This is a genomic window from Candidatus Methanodesulfokora washburnensis, assembly GCF_003947435.1.
Taxonomy (GTDB): Archaea; Korarchaeota; Korarchaeia; order Korarchaeales; family Korarchaeaceae; genus Methanodesulfokora; species Methanodesulfokora washburnensis.
Genome location: NZ_RCOS01000081.1, coordinates 1 through 17,412, shown reverse-complemented (window position 1 = coordinate 17,412; position 17,412 = coordinate 1). Strand labels below are relative to the sequence as shown.

Below are 17,412 nucleotides of genomic sequence, written 5' to 3'. Positions count from 1 at the left end.
TTAAACACCCCAATTATTCAACTCCCTTTAATGAAACTGCTGTTGATAAGAGCTTAAGGTACCACTCTCCATCGTAACTTTCATCAACGCTGGATATCTTGAAGAGAGATCCAGGAGATAAGACAGATATCATATCTTTTGGCTTTTCTTCCCTCATTAACCATCCTCCCATAAGCTCCACTCTCCCAAAAATCCAATCAGCCCTTCCAAATCCTAATACTGAAAACTTATCTCCCTTTCTTATGATAGGAATATGAGAAATTGCCAGATATATCTCGTCCTTTTCCACACCTTTCCTACATAGAGAGTTTAGCGGTGTCTCGTCACTTATATGTGCCCTTACTAGGCCAGATTCTCCTCCGAACCTGATAAGCCTTGACTCTACCATTCTAAGTCTTTCTTTTAGATCTGTTGGAAGGAGGATATCGCATGCCACCCTGGTATCTCGTGTCTTTCCATAACTAAAACTATATATTTCGTATCCCTCTACTAATTCCCTAAAGTAAAGCGATGGAGCTTTCACCGTTCTTTTAACTCTTTCCATCTCAAAGCTAGTTCTATCTGAAAATCTGGGATTCAATTCAGCCAAAGATGCAGTGTTAATTTGCCATCTTCTTTTCTCGTCATCAAATGAGACTTCAATAAGCCAATTCTTTCCATCAGGTTTGAAATCAGATATAGGTGGAATCCCGGCTGAAGGTATTCCGCTAATCCTGCAGAATCCGCTGTATTTTCCTTTTGCCACGATTACTTTGTATATTCTTCCGTGAGAAGTTGAAAGAGGAGCTGGAATGAAGTATCTCCAGCTATTACCAAATTTTGCAGCAAAATAAGTGGCTCTTATCACTATTTCTCTATTTCTCACCTTATTTTCTATCTCTTCAAGCTCTATTTTTGCCACTTCGCTTAGTAAGGTCATCGTGGCTCCTCCGACTGTATAGGCACTCGGAATAGAGTAACTTCTCACAAATTCTGTGGGAGAAAGCTCCTCCACCCTGCCGAAGAAAAGAGGGGTTACCTGCTCAAACCTCAGAGATATGCTTCCATTCATACTTCCTCACCTAGGACTAATGGTCTTGACTCCCTAAATGCCCCAAGAAGAGCGGCAACCCCATTAAGAATCTCAGATAAAAGACAGGATCTTCCTCTCGGAGTTATCACGCTTATCTCTCTTAAAGGAGCTAGCTGCCTCAAAAGCTCTGCATCTACACCAGCTCTTCTTGCAGAGGATTCGTAAAGATTATAGCATTCCTCGCTGTTTAGATCTGTCTTCACCTCTACTACATCCCTTGAAAAGCCTCTGACAGGTTTAACATGGCCATTTAATATCAGAAAGCCCCAGCTTCCGCTTCTGATGGATGAGCCGAGAGCCAGCGTAAGAAGTAACTCCTTCAGTTTTTCTATTTCTATTAAGCTCATTGGAATATATCCCTCTCTTCCCCTGTACACTATGTGAAGACAATCCTTCTCTCCAGATGGATACCTCACAGCTTTAGCTTTCTCCTCTACAAAATTAGATACCATTTCAATAGATTTTCTAAGCGGGAAGAAGGCATCTACAAGCAAAATTGATGAGCTCTGAGTGGCCCTCTTACCTAGACCAGGGAACTGATAGATAACATTTTTCTCTCGGAGAACTTTTTCAGCAAAGCGATCCTTAACCTCTATTACACTCCTTGAAAAGGTCTTCCTAGTAGATAGGACAGTCTGAATGGATATTTCAGCCGGAATCATTGTAAGAACGTCATCCCCTCCAGAATATACCACCAATCCTCCCTTTTCCTCTATCTGCTTTGCAGTTTTTGTTGATAGAATCGTAAGAGCCCTGCTTATCATCAGACCGTAACTTATGCTTGGTATCCATCTAGTTAACAGATCCTCTTCTTTGATAGAAGGAGTGTCTCCCTTAAGGATGGATAGAGGGATCATATCCATTAACTTCTTTTGGTGAATGCCTGATCCCTCGAGAAGATCCCTCATAGAGTCACCGTCTGACTTCACAATAGCGAAATAATCAGAGAGAGATCTTACAATGCAAAGAGATCCTATAATGCGGTCAGTTCCTTCAGGCAATACTTTTTCTATTTCAAGCCAAGCTAGAGGACTATCTCTCAAACTCATGAAAATAGAGGTAGGAGCTTCTTTCATAGTACATTCTAGTAAATCCAAAGCCCTTTTTGCATCTTCTCCTAATTCGGCAAATCTCTCAGCTCTAATGTAATGCTCCCTGTAGAAAGCAGTGAGATACTTGTCAAGCATATTAGCTACTTCCTTTGGAGCTTTGTTATAGAGAATCTCGTAGGAGGATGACTTCACAAGCCTTGCCTTTGAAAGCCCATAGATCTTGGAAAATATCCCCTTTAGTTTACCTAGATCATCCATCCATTTGCTCAGCCTATCCTTATCTAGCTTATCTGGCGACGCAAGTAGGGACAAGAGGGTATATGCGAAAGGAGCTCCTGCAATGGTCTCTGTAGATGGATAAGCCTTTTCTTTGTACTCGATTTTAATCCCCATAGATCTATCTAATATTTTGTCGATCGAATTTCTTAAACATCTTCTTATGAGACAATGAAAACAGAGCCTTTCTCCATCCCTGATAATTATCCCCCTTTCTCCATCCCTGATAATTATCCCCTCCTTATCATGCAATTTTCCGAGCAATTTTCTGAGTTCCTCTCTATCCTCTTTTTTCTCCAGATTTTCCAATCTTTTCACTCCTATGATAGCTTCCCTTTTCCAGCATACATTACAGAGATCTTCTTTTTTCTCTATCCTTATCGGAGCTTCAAGAACCCTGCCGTCTACTCTTGTTCTCGTAAAGGAGTAGTGAATTGATGATAGCGCTTTGATGAATATGCTCCAACATAGGATGAGGGATTGTACTCCTTTTGCGTCCTTTCCTAGCTCTTTTATCCTCTTTATCTCACTAATCTCCTTCTCTGATAAAGCTCCACTCTCAAGAAGTTCTTTCAGAAGCTCCTCCCTTTCCTTGTCATCTATAGGAACTTTTAAGTAGGCTATTGCGATATCAAATGGCATCTCCTCCTTTTGTTTATCTATAAGATCTAATTTCATTGATATGATTTTACCCTTCGCAGATTCATCGATATCCTTGAGATCTCTATCGAGTTGCTCCTTAAATTGCTCAGTTATAATATTCCATATCTCCTTATATAGCTCTTTTATCCTTCTCACAAAATATTCAACTTTATATCCTGGAACTAAGATAATTCCAGTACCTGGTATAGATGGCGTTAAAATTTCTTCCAAAAACTCTTCTTTTGTAATCTCCCCAAAAATGGATCCTAGATAGGCATCATAAAGAGAGGATGAATAAAGAGATGGCTTTATCACGGAATCCGGCCCTATTTCGTCCGATAATGATTTAAGAACGTAGAATGTGAGAAGAGAGATTAGATAGCTTCCAGCCCAGAGATCCCTAGGTATTTTGGATGTGCTTATAAAGCCTTGCTTATTACAGATCTCCCAGCTTATTATTCCAATCTGCGTGTCACTAAGCATGAATGGGAGAATGGAGTACATGTGATCTAGGGCAGTAATATGAGGGCTTCTTGGATCTGCTGGAATAAGAGTGAGCTTGGATATGAGCTCGTTTGAGAGATCTCTTTCATAGACCTCCTTTACAGATGTGACAAATGCTGATGGGATTACTCTCCATAAAGCATGATATTCCATTCCCTTTGCTTTAGAAGCAGCATCTATAAGCTTCTTACAGAAAATATCGATAGATTCCCTAAATTTATTGTCCTTATTCATAAAAACCCCTAGCTCTTCTGTTAAATCTATCTCTGAAAGGTCTACAGGATGCTTAAAAATGACTTTACTAACTTTACTGACAGAATCTTTAGCGATAAATCCAGTTATATCGATTGAACCGGATATAAGCTTTAGATAGTTCTCCTTAACTAAAAGGTTTTCTTTAAGTGCCTTTTTGATTTTTTCAGAGAGATCTTTATCCAATAAATCATGGACAAATCTGGCTACTATATATAGGGATACTTTATCCTGCGGTTCGGTATCTGGGCGAAGAATATCATTTCCAAGCACTTCTCTGATAATGGATTCATCAATTTGTTTTGCAAGTCTCTCTGCGGCCGACTCATCTATCAGAGAGAGGCAGGATACGAGATATCTAAATGGTGAACTATAGAGGATTGCTGCCATCTTCATTGCCATTAATTCCTGATCCATCAAATAACACCTCCCGCTGATTCTATCCCGAGTATCCCATATCCAACTGTTGTTTTTCCGCCTATTCCTTCATTTATTACTTCAGATACCCATTTTCCAACTTCTTTAGGTAAATCTTTTTCTTTATCCTTAATAGCGACAAAGAATCTGAACTTTACACCTTTTGCCACAACAGGATAGATTATAGGCACAGGAGAAGCCCTATGCTCCCTAGGATCCTTGTATATGGGAGTTATGACGTCTGGCTCCAGCAAACCTTTCTTCCCAGCATCCACTGGGTATGCATCTGTCACCAGAACTTTAGAGATAGACGTAGAAGCCCCTCCGAGCAATTCTTCTACATTTTCATATTTTATTCCTGTTAAATAACTTCTCAAAGAACCCTTAATACTAGAGCCTGGTATAAAGGGAAATCCAAGAACTGGATGAAGAATAGTTCCTATCTCAAAGATAAGGGACGTAGAATCGTTCTTTGCATGAACTATAAGTCTAGATTTAGTTGAGACAATTACATCTATTACGGTGCCATATTCCTGCTTCAAGGCTTCTGCCCAAGAAGATAAGATACTATCCACTAGAGGTTTAACCTCAGCGAAATTTTCATTTACGCACCTAATGAGACGTTCCAGAAGATCTTTCTTACCCTCTTTTTGCTGGGATCCAGCAAGATTTATAAGACCAATTCTACACAATAAAATAGGATTTTCACATGAATTTAACATTTCCTTTAAATCAATACCGTACAACTTCATTTCATCTCCAATCAAAAAACCTTCACCTCCTCATATCTGTATCCACATTTCTCCAAATATTCCCTGATCGATCTGCTTAGCACATCATAGGCTTTCATGAGATCATCCTGTGCCTTGACCCCTTCCCTCATTTCACGAGACTTCCATAGAATAGGATGAGGCCAGTCCCTAGACTTGAAAATGCACACAGATGCGTATGTTTTGTGAACGCTGACTATGAGAGGCGAGGCTCTTCTAGCAATTTTACCTCCTTTTATGTAATATCCGGACTCTATACGACCTTTCGGCATGGCACTTCTTGGAAGACCCAAGATCCATCCAGTAAGTTGATCTCTCAGAGGATCTCGGCCAAGAACTCTCATTCTGCCAGTTCTTAAGGTGAAATTCTGAATATCTTGCAACATCTTCATGACATTGTTATGCTTCAAATAGAGTAGCTCAAAGTGACCTGGAGCCAGAAGAGGAATTGGTGGGGGATTTTTGCTCTCTGAAGCTGGAATTAAACTTCTCAGTATCCTTTTTATGGTTTCAGCATCAATATTTTCGCTTTTTAGATTCAAGAACATTCCAGCTGTATCCTCTATGACATCAAAATCTAGGGATCCAAACCCTCTTCTAGATCCTTTTCCTAAGCCTGAGAGGAGAAGGGATATTATGAAGCTACCAGAAGCTCTCCTTATGTCTTCGTATTCAGGTTTCTCGTCCTTATAGCTGAAGACCTTAAGTTCTATAATCCCCGCTATATCTTTTATGAACGTAATATCTTTTTTCTTCAACAGCAGATATCTTATTCTAGGTAAATCCTGTATCTTTTCCGCAGAATCGTAACACACTTTGCTAGTAAAAGATCTTATTACTATTCTGGAGGCAGTAGCTTTCCCTTCCGTTGTTCCTAGAATAGCTCCTTCCTTTTTCCTGAGGTTATTAATGAAATCCTCGTCTTTTATCCCGTCTCTCCATAAAGTTGCCCCCAGAACAGCCCTAAACCACCATCTCCAAACTCCCTTTAGGCTTGTTGGTCTTAGCTCCTCTCCTTGGAACTCATGTTTTGACTCGGTATCATACCCACCTAGAAGAAGAGGAGATGAATTCCAGAACTTTACCTTCAAAAGAGGATTAAGCAATGTCATCCCCCAGTAAACAGGGACTCTCCAAACTTTCTTATCCATTTGGCAAATCTAAGTATCTGATAGTCAAGAATATAAGTTCCTTCATCCTTAGGCTCTCCAAAGACGTCTATTATTGATTTGAGGGATCCATCGGTGTTTACCCCTATCTCATTTAAGAAACAGCATATCAGGGATCCATATATAGCATAGCTTAGATCCTCGTCTTTTACGATAGGAGGTATAAATTCCTCCTCCTTCATTCGGGTTAAGGTCGTTTTAATAAGATCCTCCCCTGCTTTTGAGTAGATAAAAGCAAGTGTTGGAAGAGATCCTGAATAGTAAAAGAAGCTGTACATACCTCTGCAACGGGCACGTATCCCTTTATTTAACTCCCTTCTACCTTCCACACCTCTCTTGACCTTTGAGAGCAACTCAAATGCTATCTTCCCTATTTTTCTGTCATCCAAAATGATTTCGGACTTCATTCTTACCACCCACAGAATTTTATAATGCCCTTTCCTATAGTCTCATGTCCTCCTAAGATAAGATAGAAATCCTTTTGACCGTTTGCTACTACCTTTCTGAGCTCATCTATCGGATCTATTGATACACCAGGCTTTCTAGGTGATAATGCAATTAAGGCCGTTACAAACATAGTGGACTCAGGAACATATTCCTCCGTCCAGAGAGCACCCTCTTTCACCGTCTTTGTTCTGTAATCAAGTGAAATTCTTGTCACAGACATAGTTGATCTGGAGATAAATGGAACTCCCTCATCATCAGGTAGCACTACTGCCCTTTCTTGAATAAAATCAACTGATATAGGAATATTTAAGCTAGATATTAGGCTTTTAATTTTCTGACCAATATTAGATTCTTCAATAGCGTCAAAGATTCTATCCCTCAACATGACTTTATTCTTAATGATGATTTTACTACTGCCTGCAACAGCAACGCCCTTGCTTTTTGATATTTGAATTATTTCGTTTATTACAGTTGCCAGATTGGAGTATCCGCAGAGCTCAAATATCTTTTTGGCATTTTCTAACATGATAGGACAGGTTACAAACGAAACAACTCCTCTTAATGATGGTACAGGTACTATGAAGGATTTTGCATCAGTCACTAGAAGAGACCCCGCATGCTCATGCGCCCTTTCTCTTTCAGGTCCGAATATGATAGTTTCTTCATCTGAAGCTTTACTAATATCTCCTCCAGAGCTTCCTTCGGCTTTTTTGATCCTATAAGTAGTTCTAAGAGCCCCTTTTATACTGCTCCCCCAGATCACTGGAAGACCTAAAAAGTCCCTTTGAATTGGAAGATCCACGTATTCCCCTTCTTCTTTCCCAGTTCCTGCATGAATTGGAGTTACAGCAAAAAGAAGATACGGAACACCTCTACTACATGTTTGAATGTTCATTAGGCTACCCCCTTGCATAGAGCACAGGAAGATATCATAAGGAAAAATAAAAAGTTTTCTATTCAACTATTTGTTCCAAAATATGTACACTATTTGTTTCACTTCTAGGCAGATCTTTTCCTTTATGTTATATTTCCAAACATTGAGAATATTATGTCTACCTCAATCCTCTTTGCATTGAGACGGTGTTATGTCGGATGGTTTTGAGGATGATGAGCTTTTCTTTCAATCCTCTTTGCATTGAGACAGTCTACCTCGTTGCAGTAAAGGGCGTAAGGGTAGCACAACCTTTCAATCCTCTTTGCATTGAGACAAACTCCTCAGCCTCTTGGCATCGCTTAACACCTCGCCTTTCAATCCTCTTTGCATTGAGAATTTAACGAATCAGATCCAATTCCTCTAGCTCAGACGATGGCTTTCAATCCTCTTTGCATTGAGAATTCTGCGGGTGGTGCGACTAAAATAACCCGTGCCGGGACCTTTCAATCCTCTTTGCATTGAGAAGCCGCCGGGCTCCACGGGCAGGGTTGTGATGACTGTGGCTTTCAATCCTCTTTGCATTGAGAACGTGAGGTTGAAGAAGAGCGGGTCGTAGGACGACCTGTCTTTCAATCCTCTTTGCATTGAGAAACCAACTTCGTGTCCAACTGGACGCACTACCACGAGAACTTTCAATCCTCTTTGCATTGAGAAACGCAGAAGCTGAGTATGAGCAAGTAAGAAAGCAGAAAGCTTTCAATCCTCTTTGCATTGAGAAGTCTTAAATAAAAATTTTTTGTTTCCGTCGCAATAAAACTTTCAATCCTCTTTGCATTGAGAAGTAAAGTATAACACAGGCTTCGGAAGGAAACCGACAGTCTCTTTCAATCCTCTTTGCATTGAGAAAGATATGTAGAGATCTTGAACAAAACGACAGATCAAGACTTTCAATCCTCTTTGCATTGAGAATAAAGCAGAGACCATGAGGATCTGAGGTTGTGCACCTACTTTCAATCCTCTTTGCATTGAGAAACAAGAAGGACGACCTCAGGTACTGCCTCAGGCTGGCAACTTTCAATCCTCTTTGCATTGAGAAGAACCTCCTGCCCGAAGGCGGGAAGCACGGCAACAACCACTTTCAATCCTCTTTGCATTGAGAATACTACTCATGATGAGCGAGACCAGAATAAAGGCACTTGCTTTCAATCCTCTTTGCATTGAGAACCCAAAGCTTTACCCATTATGAAACAGTATCCGCTTTATCTTTCAATCCTCTTTGCATTGAGAAACTGCTAGCCCTACTCCCTGTAGTGCCCGTTTTGGCTACCCCTTTCAATCCTCTTTGCATTGAGAAACCTTCAAAGTGAAGAGCATAGAGGAGATTGTGGGTATCCTTTCAATCCTCTTTGCATTGAGAATGTTTTCTTTTCAGCAAAAGACATAATAGCTGAGATAACTTTCAATCCTCTTTGCATTGAGAAATACCCAGATAAAAAGTAGAACGAAGCTATTGCCCTAGACTTTCAATCCTCTTTGCATTGAGAAACCATATGCCACTGTAATGGCACACAGAACCAAGCCAGATGCTTTCAATCCTCTTTGCATTGAGAATGCGTACGCCGCACCTATGAGGAGGGGTATCACCTTCGCTTTCAATCCTCTTTGCATTGAGAAGCACAGTCGGGGATCTGGACAATCCAGGAATATTTTTCGCTTTCAATCCTCTTTGCATTGAGAAACGTGGTGCAGGATGTGAAAAGCCAGCTGGGAGAACCAACCTTTCAATCCTCTTTGCATTGAGAAGCGGAAAGAAGTCCTCCGGCCACGATAACCTCGGGTGGTCTTTCAATCCTCTTTGCATTGAGAATCCACATAGTTTGGGACTACGAGACCGGAAGGTACAGCACTTTCAATCCTCTTTGCATTGAGAAGTGGAGCCCAGAGGACGTGGAGAGGGTCGCAGATGCGCTTTCAATCCTCTTTGCATTGAGAAGGACAGGTGGATAGCGGTCAGGACGCCCCTCACCATGGCTTTCAATCCTCTTTGCATTGAGAACAACATCCAAAAAAGAAAATAACAGCAAAATAGAGGAAACTTTCAATCCTCTTTGCATTGAGAATATCTCTGGAATAGGTAATGTTACCTTACCTAACACACTTTCAATCCTCTTTGCATTGAGAAGTGTGATGTACGAGGTAAGGACGTGGGACAGGAGATTTAACCTTTCAATCCTCTTTGCATTGAGAAGGACGATAAGGTTGCTCAGGAGGATAGAGAGGGCGAAGCTTTCAATCCTCTTTGCATTGAGAATGATCAGGTTAAGAGAGCTATAATCGAGACCAAATTACCTTTCAATCCTCTTTGCATTGAGAAAAGCGTTGCCAAGAGATCTGCATTGCCCCGCTCACGATGCTTTCAATCCTCTTTGCATTGAGAAACCTATTCTAACAGGATTGGGCTTTCTAGGAATGATAATAAACTTTCAATCCTCTTTGCATTGAGAAGTTTGGGGAGTTCAAAAACTTGCACCGGTTCCTCAACCTTTCAATCCTCTTTGCATTGAGAAGTTTGGGAGGGAGAGGTATGAAGGATGGGATGATCACTTTCAATCCTCTTTGCATTGAGAAACAAAAGAATGCTCAACAGGTATGAGGAGAATGCAAAGCTTTCAATCCTCTTTGCATTGAGAATTCTGCCAAAGATGCCCGAAAGGATGAAAGCTACACTCTTTCAATCCTCTTTGCATTGAGAAAGAGCCTTATCAGGAGAATCCTGGAGAGAGCGAATGAGCGCTACACTCTTTCAATCCTCTTTGCATTGAGAAAAGAGGCCTACAGGTTGCTGATGGAGGCGCCGGACAAGACTTTCAATCCTCTTTGCATTGAGAAAAAGAAGGAGGAAAAAGTTGAAGAGGAGGAAATAGAATCTTTCAATCCTCTTTGCATTGAGAAGGGCTAAGCTCAAGAAGATGGGCTACACTGATGCTGACTTCTTTCAATCCTCTTTGCATTGAGAAAGAAGCTGCTCCTGTTGCATACGTTATCTTTATTCTTTTCCTTTCAATCCTCTTTGCATTGAGAAGGCTTCTTCATATCGGCAGGTGAGTCGAACAACTTTACTTTCAATCCTCTTTGCATTGAGAAGCTCTTCACCTACATAATCCAGAGCATATTTAAATACACTTTCAATCCTCTTTGCATTGAGAAATAGCGGGAATTCAGGAGTGGGCAATAAAGAAGCTTGGCTTTCAATCCTCTTTGCATTGAGAAGGATCGCAGAAAGCAAGGCTGTACAGGCTGATAATCAACTTTCAATCCTCTTTGCATTGAGAATCGGGATTCAGGGTTTACGGGCCTTTTGTCGGCCCATACTTTCAATCCTCTTTGCATTGAGAATATGAGCTTGAAGACCTTGAGAAGGCTGTCAACTGCACTTTCAATCCTCTTTGCATTGAGAAGATGAGGACGTGATAAAAGACCTTTTAACAATAGTTGACTTTCAATCCTCTTTGCATTGAGAAACTTCTTGGGATAATCTACCTTGCTGTGTTCAGGAAGACTTTCAATCCTCTTTGCATTGAGAAATTATAATGGTGTTACAGTATCTGCTGTTGTAAACTATGCCTTTCAATCCTCTTTGCATTGAGAAACTTATCGCTGATGCACTTGAACAGCTTCTTAGCTCCTATCTTTCAATCCTCTTTGCATTGAGAAGAAAGGACATGCAACGATGACGAGGCTTTTCACTTTGAGTCTTTCAATCCTCTTTGCATTGAGAAAACTGACTTTGGCGTGCACTACTATGTGCAGGCTGAAACCTTTCAATCCTCTTTGCATTGAGAAAGAGACAGCCAGTATCTTAGAAAGAAAACTACTACTATCCTTTCAATCCTCTTTGCATTGAGAAGAAAATTCATCTAGAGAATCTCGAGAAAAAGGGATATTTCTTTCAATCCTCTTTGCATTGAGAAATTATCTCTGTGCTGACCATTCTAGATCATCCCTCCTTCTTTCAATCCTCTTTGCATTGAGAAAAAACTTAGTAAGGCACATGAGGGATTACGATCATTTCGCTTTCAATCCTCTTTGCATTGAGAAGTATATCTTTTTGCACTCTCCTATTCCCTCAACAGCCTTAATCTTTCAATCCTCTTTGCATTGAGAAGGAATGAGCATATCGCAGTATATTTCCTTCTTGATTCACTTTCAATCCTCTTTGCATTGAGAATCCTCAATCAGCTCAATCAGAAACAGGGCAATGGCAACTTTCAATCCTCTTTGCATTGAGAAACGCTATTACAACCTCTCCATTCCTCTCATCAACAGCTTTCAATCCTCTTTGCATTGAGAAACCCACAGGCACACCACGTGGAACAGCTCAAGATATATACTTTCAATCCTCTTTGCATTGAGAATCCGTTTCTCCGTTTGATCCCGCATTTTTACATGATCCTCTTTCAATCCTCTTTGCATTGAGAAGTTTACTTTACATGAAAGGAGCTCTCTGGCAAACATGTCTTTCAATCCTCTTTGCATTGAGAAGGGAATCTGAGTAGGCTGAGAGGGCTGTTAAAAACACAACTTTCAATCCTCTTTGCATTGAGAATTATTCAGCCTATGCAGGCTATTCATATCGCATAACAGGCTTTCAATCCTCTTTGCATTGAGAAGGGCAACATATCCCAGACCGTTTGGAGCGTGCTCGCTGTCTTTCAATCCTCTTTGCATTGAGAAACTTTTCCTTGTTGAAAAAGGAGGGAGGTGTTTCCTGACTTTCAATCCTCTTTGCATTGAGAAACGGGACTTGATGTCCCTGCCTCAATATATATATGGATCAAGACTTTCAATCCTCTTTGCATTGAGAAAGGAACCATAGGGAACATATTCGCCGCAGTATGGGCACCTTTCAATCCTCTTTGCATTGAGAAAGTTGCCTAGATTCATGTTTGCAGCTGAGAAGGTTACAGCTTTCAATCCTCTTTGCATTGAGAAGAAGACACTTCAAATTTTACTTCAAATGCCCGATCTGTGGCTTTCAATCCTCTTTGCATTGAGAACAGTTTCTGATGCTATAAACAACTTTTTAAACTCATTAACTTTCAATCCTCTTTGCATTGAGAACCTACCTACCCCTAGTGTCTTTAAAAAGCCGAAAAAGCTTTCAATCCTCTTTGCATTGAGAATTATATCAGGCTGGACGATAATATTGGCTATTCGAATAACTTTCAATCCTCTTTGCATTGAGAAAGAAGACAGTAGGTGAGGAGGACGTGTCGGACATAGTCTTTCAATCCTCTTTGCATTGAGAAACATATCCTATTCAGATCTAGATGACTATCTGAGACTTCATCTTTCAATCCTCTTTGCATTGAGAAGAGGGGCTGTACTACCTCAACCAAGCGGGCATACTGACTTCTTTCAATCCTCTTTGCATTGAGAAAGCTCCACGACCGGCTTGATGAACCCTGTCGTGTAGACGTCTTTCAATCCTCTTTGCATTGAGAAACGACGCCGTAGGCCACCGTAATCAGGGTGGCGATGAGGCTTTCAATCCTCTTTGCATTGAGAAACGTGCCATAGACCCAGTAGCCTACCGACAGGGGAAGTTTGTCCTTTCAATCCTCTTTGCATTGAGAAAGCTGGGATATAGGTTTAGCAAAATAGATCTCCTCAGGTTCTTTCAATCCTCTTTGCATTGAGAAGCACCGCCATCAAATGTGTTCAGCGAAGTTCCGGCTGAACTTTCAATCCTCTTTGCATTGAGAAGGAAAGATTATCGGCTCCGGTTGGAATGAACTCTGGATCTTTCAATCCTCTTTGCATTGAGAAGGGGATGCAGGATGATGGGAAGCGAAATGCATAGCAAAAACTTTCAATCCTCTTTGCATTGAGAAACGTTCCTTATCATCACCCTGAGGGGGTCAATCGGAACCCCTTTCAATCCTCTTTGCATTGAGAATTCCCTTTTCTCTCAAACATATCTGAAAGAAGTAAGCTTTCAATCCTCTTTGCATTGAGAATTATCCAAGAAGAAAGGTGATTAGATGAGGATCATAGTCCTTTCAATCCTCTTTGCATTGAGAAGGAGGTATGGGCAGGTGATCTACTTCCTCGGATCGGCGACTTTCAATCCTCTTTGCATTGAGAATGTCCTATATTCCTTGGTTATCTGGATGGAAATATAGACTTTCAATCCTCTTTGCATTGAGAAGTATCCCTCGGTTACCTTTCTCAGTTGCTCGTACCTTTCTTTCAATCCTCTTTGCATTGAGAAACACCGCTGTTATCAAAGCAGCAACTGCGGAGATTATCTTTCAATCCTCTTTGCATTGAGAAACATGTTCCAGAGGGCGGCAGCTGAGGCCAGATACCTAGCTTTCAATCCTCTTTGCATTGAGAAGTGACGGGTGCCTGCACGTCGACACGCCCTATGAGGCTACTTTCAATCCTCTTTGCATTGAGAAAGGAGATGCCTCTGGAGGAAAAGGCTGAGGCAACTGAAGCCTTTCAATCCTCTTTGCATTGAGAAGAGTGAGCGCACATGTCCGGCTTGGTTGCAAAAACTTCTACTTTCAATCCTCTTTGCATTGAGAAAAGCGCCGGATGTAGATTGATAAGCTCTCATAAGAAGGACCTTTCAATCCTCTTTGCATTGAGAAAAAAAATAAAGAAGATTGGGATTATGGATCTTCTCCCCTCACTTTCAATCCTCTTTGCATTGAGAAGTGCCCCAGAGAAGAGTCTTGGGACGAAGCGGTACGGCGCTTTCAATCCTCTTTGCATTGAGAACCTGTACAGCCGCACCGTGGCGCCGTCGCCCAGAGCTTTCAATCCTCTTTGCATTGAGAATTGGCTTAGCTTACGCATACAGAGACGTGAACAACAGGCTTTCAATCCTCTTTGCATTGAGAAACTGAGGCGATTTTTCTATTGGACAGACAAAGTCGGATCTTTCAATCCTCTTTGCATTGAGAAAAGGTGATCTGGATGAGTTGTTGGGAGTGTATATGGTACTTTCAATCCTCTTTGCATTGAGAAACGAAGGTGCATCCTAGAGAGCCATTCAATGACGTAATAACTTTCAATCCTCTTTGCATTGAGAAGCACTTTCGTCGTATATATCGCCCTCTTTTATTGCCTTAGCTTTCAATCCTCTTTGCATTGAGAAATAGCAATGATGGCAATAATATACACAAACATGAAATAGGCTTTCAATCCTCTTTGCATTGAGAAACGAGCGATGGCTTCTACAACGTAAACTTCAAGGAGCTTAACTTTCAATCCTCTTTGCATTGAGAATTGGATGTGGTCTTTCTACAATCTGTTCAAAAATACAGCTTTCAATCCTCTTTGCATTGAGAATGGACACACAACAACATCGGCACAGTGGATGTTCTACATCTTTCAATCCTCTTTGCATTGAGAAGCAAACTGTCTGAATCCAGAACTGTAATGGAAACCCTGCACCTTTCAATCCTCTTTGCATTGAGAAACACAACAATTAGGAAAGCAATAACAAAAAAGTAAGAAACTTTCAATCCTCTTTGCATTGAGAAAATCAGGTACTGCTCATATCTGGTGAACTTCAGGGGAGTCTTTCAATCCTCTTTGCATTGAGAATCGGTAAACCCTGTCCATGCCACAGTTGGCAAAGACGTCTTTCAATCCTCTTTGCATTGAGAAATTCTGAAAGCTCGAAAGAGCTAGGGTCAAGGGATCTTACTTTCAATCCTCTTTGCATTGAGAACATTTTTATAATCCTCCTTTTTACATTAGTGCAATAATGTCTTTCAATCCTCTTTGCATTGAGAATTGTGGATATAAAGAACAGGAAGGTCTACTTTGTCACGGCTTTCAATCCTCTTTGCATTGAGAATTACGATATCAATAGCCACAGCAGGCACACATACGTCTTTCAATCCTCTTTGCATTGAGAATTATATACAATTTAGAATCAGACACTAATGTCATTTGCTTTCAATCCTCTTTGCATTGAGAATGAACCACCTTATATCCCTAGAAAGAAGTATAAGGTAGATCTTTCAATCCTCTTTGCATTGAGAATCACACTCCCGGCCTTTTCAAACCGAACGGGTCTGAGCTTTCAATCCTCTTTGCATTGAGAAACTATTCATTCAGCATATTGGACTACTATAGAAAATTCTTTCAATCCTCTTTGCATTGAGAAGAGCCTAAAAAACGAGGTGGTGATATGATAGAGGAAAAAGCTTTCAATCCTCTTTGCATTGAGAAGGATCTCATAAAGAAGGCGGATGATTACCTTTTTGAAACTTTCAATCCTCTTTGCATTGAGAATGATGCTATTCCACAAAAATGGTGGCAATATAATTCAGACTTTCAATCCTCTTTGCATTGAGAAACATGCTTTGGGACAACACGGGGGATTTCGAAACGTTTTCTTTCAATCCTCTTTGCATTGAGAATTCATCTGTTGGTTTTTCTCTCTTTTTCATAACAACACTTTCAATCCTCTTTGCATTGAGAAGCGGCGGTGGTGGTGGGGCAGGAGGAACACCAGCAACACTTTCAATCCTCTTTGCATTGAGAATGGACGAGAACTTTCTAGTGCGATATTTTGCCATAAGCTTTCAATCCTCTTTGCATTGAGAAACCTGGGGGAGAAGGAACTTCCAAAGCTGGAGATAAAGCTTTCAATCCTCTTTGCATTGAGAAAGTGGTGAGATGCGATCGATATGGTATGTCTATCGATAAAGCTTTCAATCCTCTTTGCATTGAGAAACGGCAACTTTGGTGCTCTCGGTGGCTGTTGTGAAAATGCACTTTCAATCCTCTTTGCATTGAGAAGGAATATTTCCAAGATAAACTGAGATTGAGCGATAAATACTTTCAATCCTCTTTGCATTGAGAAACGGGGGTAGAAGGTGAAGGTTGGGAGTCCCTAGCATATATCTTTCAATCCTCTTTGCATTGAGAAAATATAAGTGTAATATTCTCCACATATAGGACACTTACTTTCAATCCTCTTTGCATTGAGAATGTTTGGATTACCGCAACTAAAATCAGGTATCATGTTCTCTTTCAATCCTCTTTGCATTGAGAATCCCGTAATAATGAAAGCTGTTGAGGAAGGCAAATCTGTCTTTCAATCCTCTTTGCATTGAGAAACCATAGTAGCCTTTGATGACACCCAAAAATCTGTTACACTTTCAATCCTCTTTGCATTGAGAAGAGGGGAGGGAGCAGACCCTGAGCTCCAGAGGTATGTACTTTCAATCCTCTTTGCATTGAGAAGGAAGAGGTGATCCTTCAATGTGCCATATACTTCACAAAGCTTTCAATCCTCTTTGCATTGAGAAAACAGATATTACTCAATAAACTTCTTCAGCATATTTGAACTTTCAATCCTCTTTGCATTGAGAATACTTCTCCACTTTATCTGAGGAGGTGGGAATATAGCTTTCAATCCTCTTTGCATTGAGAAGTAGTACAGCCCCTCGTAGATGGCGAACAGGGCAACAGCTTTCAATCCTCTTTGCATTGAGAAACGTGGGTTTATAACGGTAGCGAGTCGATAAACATATTCGCCTTTCAATCCTCTTTGCATTGAGAAGCAGGTGCTGTGGTGAGACAGCAGTCCTATCGGACACAACTTTCAATCCTCTTTGCATTGAGAAACGTGTTGAGCAACCGAATTGTTTCAGAGGTAAAAATAGCTTTCAATCCTCTTTGCATTGAGAATAAATTTCTCCCCCCTCCTCTCCCTCCCCTCCCAAAGCACTTTCAATCCTCTTTGCATTGAGAATTCAGGCACAGGAGAAATGTAAGGGTGATCCTTGTGTCTTTCAATCCTCTTTGCATTGAGACGAGAGAAAGATGATCATAAATGTGGATGCTCTAAAGGCTTTCAATCCTCTTTGCATTGAGACATTACCGATATGCATACAGCCATAATATA

Annotated in this window: 6 protein-coding genes and 1 CRISPR repeat array; all 6 genes read right to left on the bottom strand. The window is 40.7% G+C overall.

Annotation, left to right across the window (positions count from 1 at the left end; translation table 11 throughout):
* Nucleotides 1-13: 13 nt before the first annotated feature.
* From D6D85_RS06805 to cmr4, 6 genes are read right to left on the bottom strand one after another with little or no spacing between them, the layout of a single operon-like run.
* Nucleotides 14-1,051 carry a hypothetical protein gene (locus D6D85_RS06805; protein WP_125671321.1) on the bottom strand — a complete coding sequence of 346 codons (1,038 nt, stop codon included), beginning with the start codon at nucleotides 1,049-1,051 and terminating at the stop codon, nucleotides 14-16.
* A complete protein-coding gene (gene cas10, locus D6D85_RS06800) occupies nucleotides 1,048-4,215 on the bottom strand; it encodes a type III-B CRISPR-associated protein Cas10/Cmr2 (protein WP_125671320.1) in 3,168 nt (1,055 codons plus the stop codon). Before cas10 ends, D6D85_RS06805 begins: the two co-directional genes overlap by 4 nt.
* Nucleotides 4,215-4,982: a type III-B CRISPR module RAMP protein Cmr6 gene (cmr6, locus tag D6D85_RS06795; protein ID WP_125671319.1), complete on the bottom strand. Its 768-nt coding sequence runs from the start codon at nucleotides 4,980-4,982 to the stop codon at nucleotides 4,215-4,217. Before cmr6 ends, cas10 begins: the two co-directional genes overlap by 1 nt.
* A complete protein-coding gene (cmr1, locus tag D6D85_RS06790) occupies nucleotides 4,979-6,136 on the bottom strand; it encodes a type III-B CRISPR module RAMP protein Cmr1 (protein WP_125671318.1) in 1,158 nt (385 codons plus the stop codon). Before cmr1 ends, cmr6 begins: the two co-directional genes overlap by 4 nt.
* Nucleotides 6,094-6,561: a type III-B CRISPR module-associated protein Cmr5 gene (cmr5, locus tag D6D85_RS06785; RefSeq protein WP_125671317.1), complete on the bottom strand. Its 468-nt coding sequence runs from the start codon at nucleotides 6,559-6,561 to the stop codon at nucleotides 6,094-6,096. The genes cmr1 and cmr5 overlap by 43 nt, the downstream gene beginning before the upstream one ends.
* Before the next feature lie 2 nt (nucleotides 6,562-6,563).
* The gene (gene cmr4 / locus D6D85_RS06780) at nucleotides 6,564-7,496 is read right to left on the bottom strand and encodes a type III-B CRISPR module RAMP protein Cmr4 (protein ID WP_237558781.1); all 933 of its coding nucleotides are present in this window, start codon (nucleotides 7,494-7,496) and stop codon (nucleotides 6,564-6,566) included.
* Nucleotides 7,497-7,655: 159 nt separating this feature from the next.
* Nucleotides 7,656-17,383: a CRISPR direct-repeat array (repeat unit 25 nt; unit sequence CTTTCAATCCTCTTTGCATTGAGAA).
* Nucleotides 17,384-17,412: the final 29 nt, after the last annotated feature.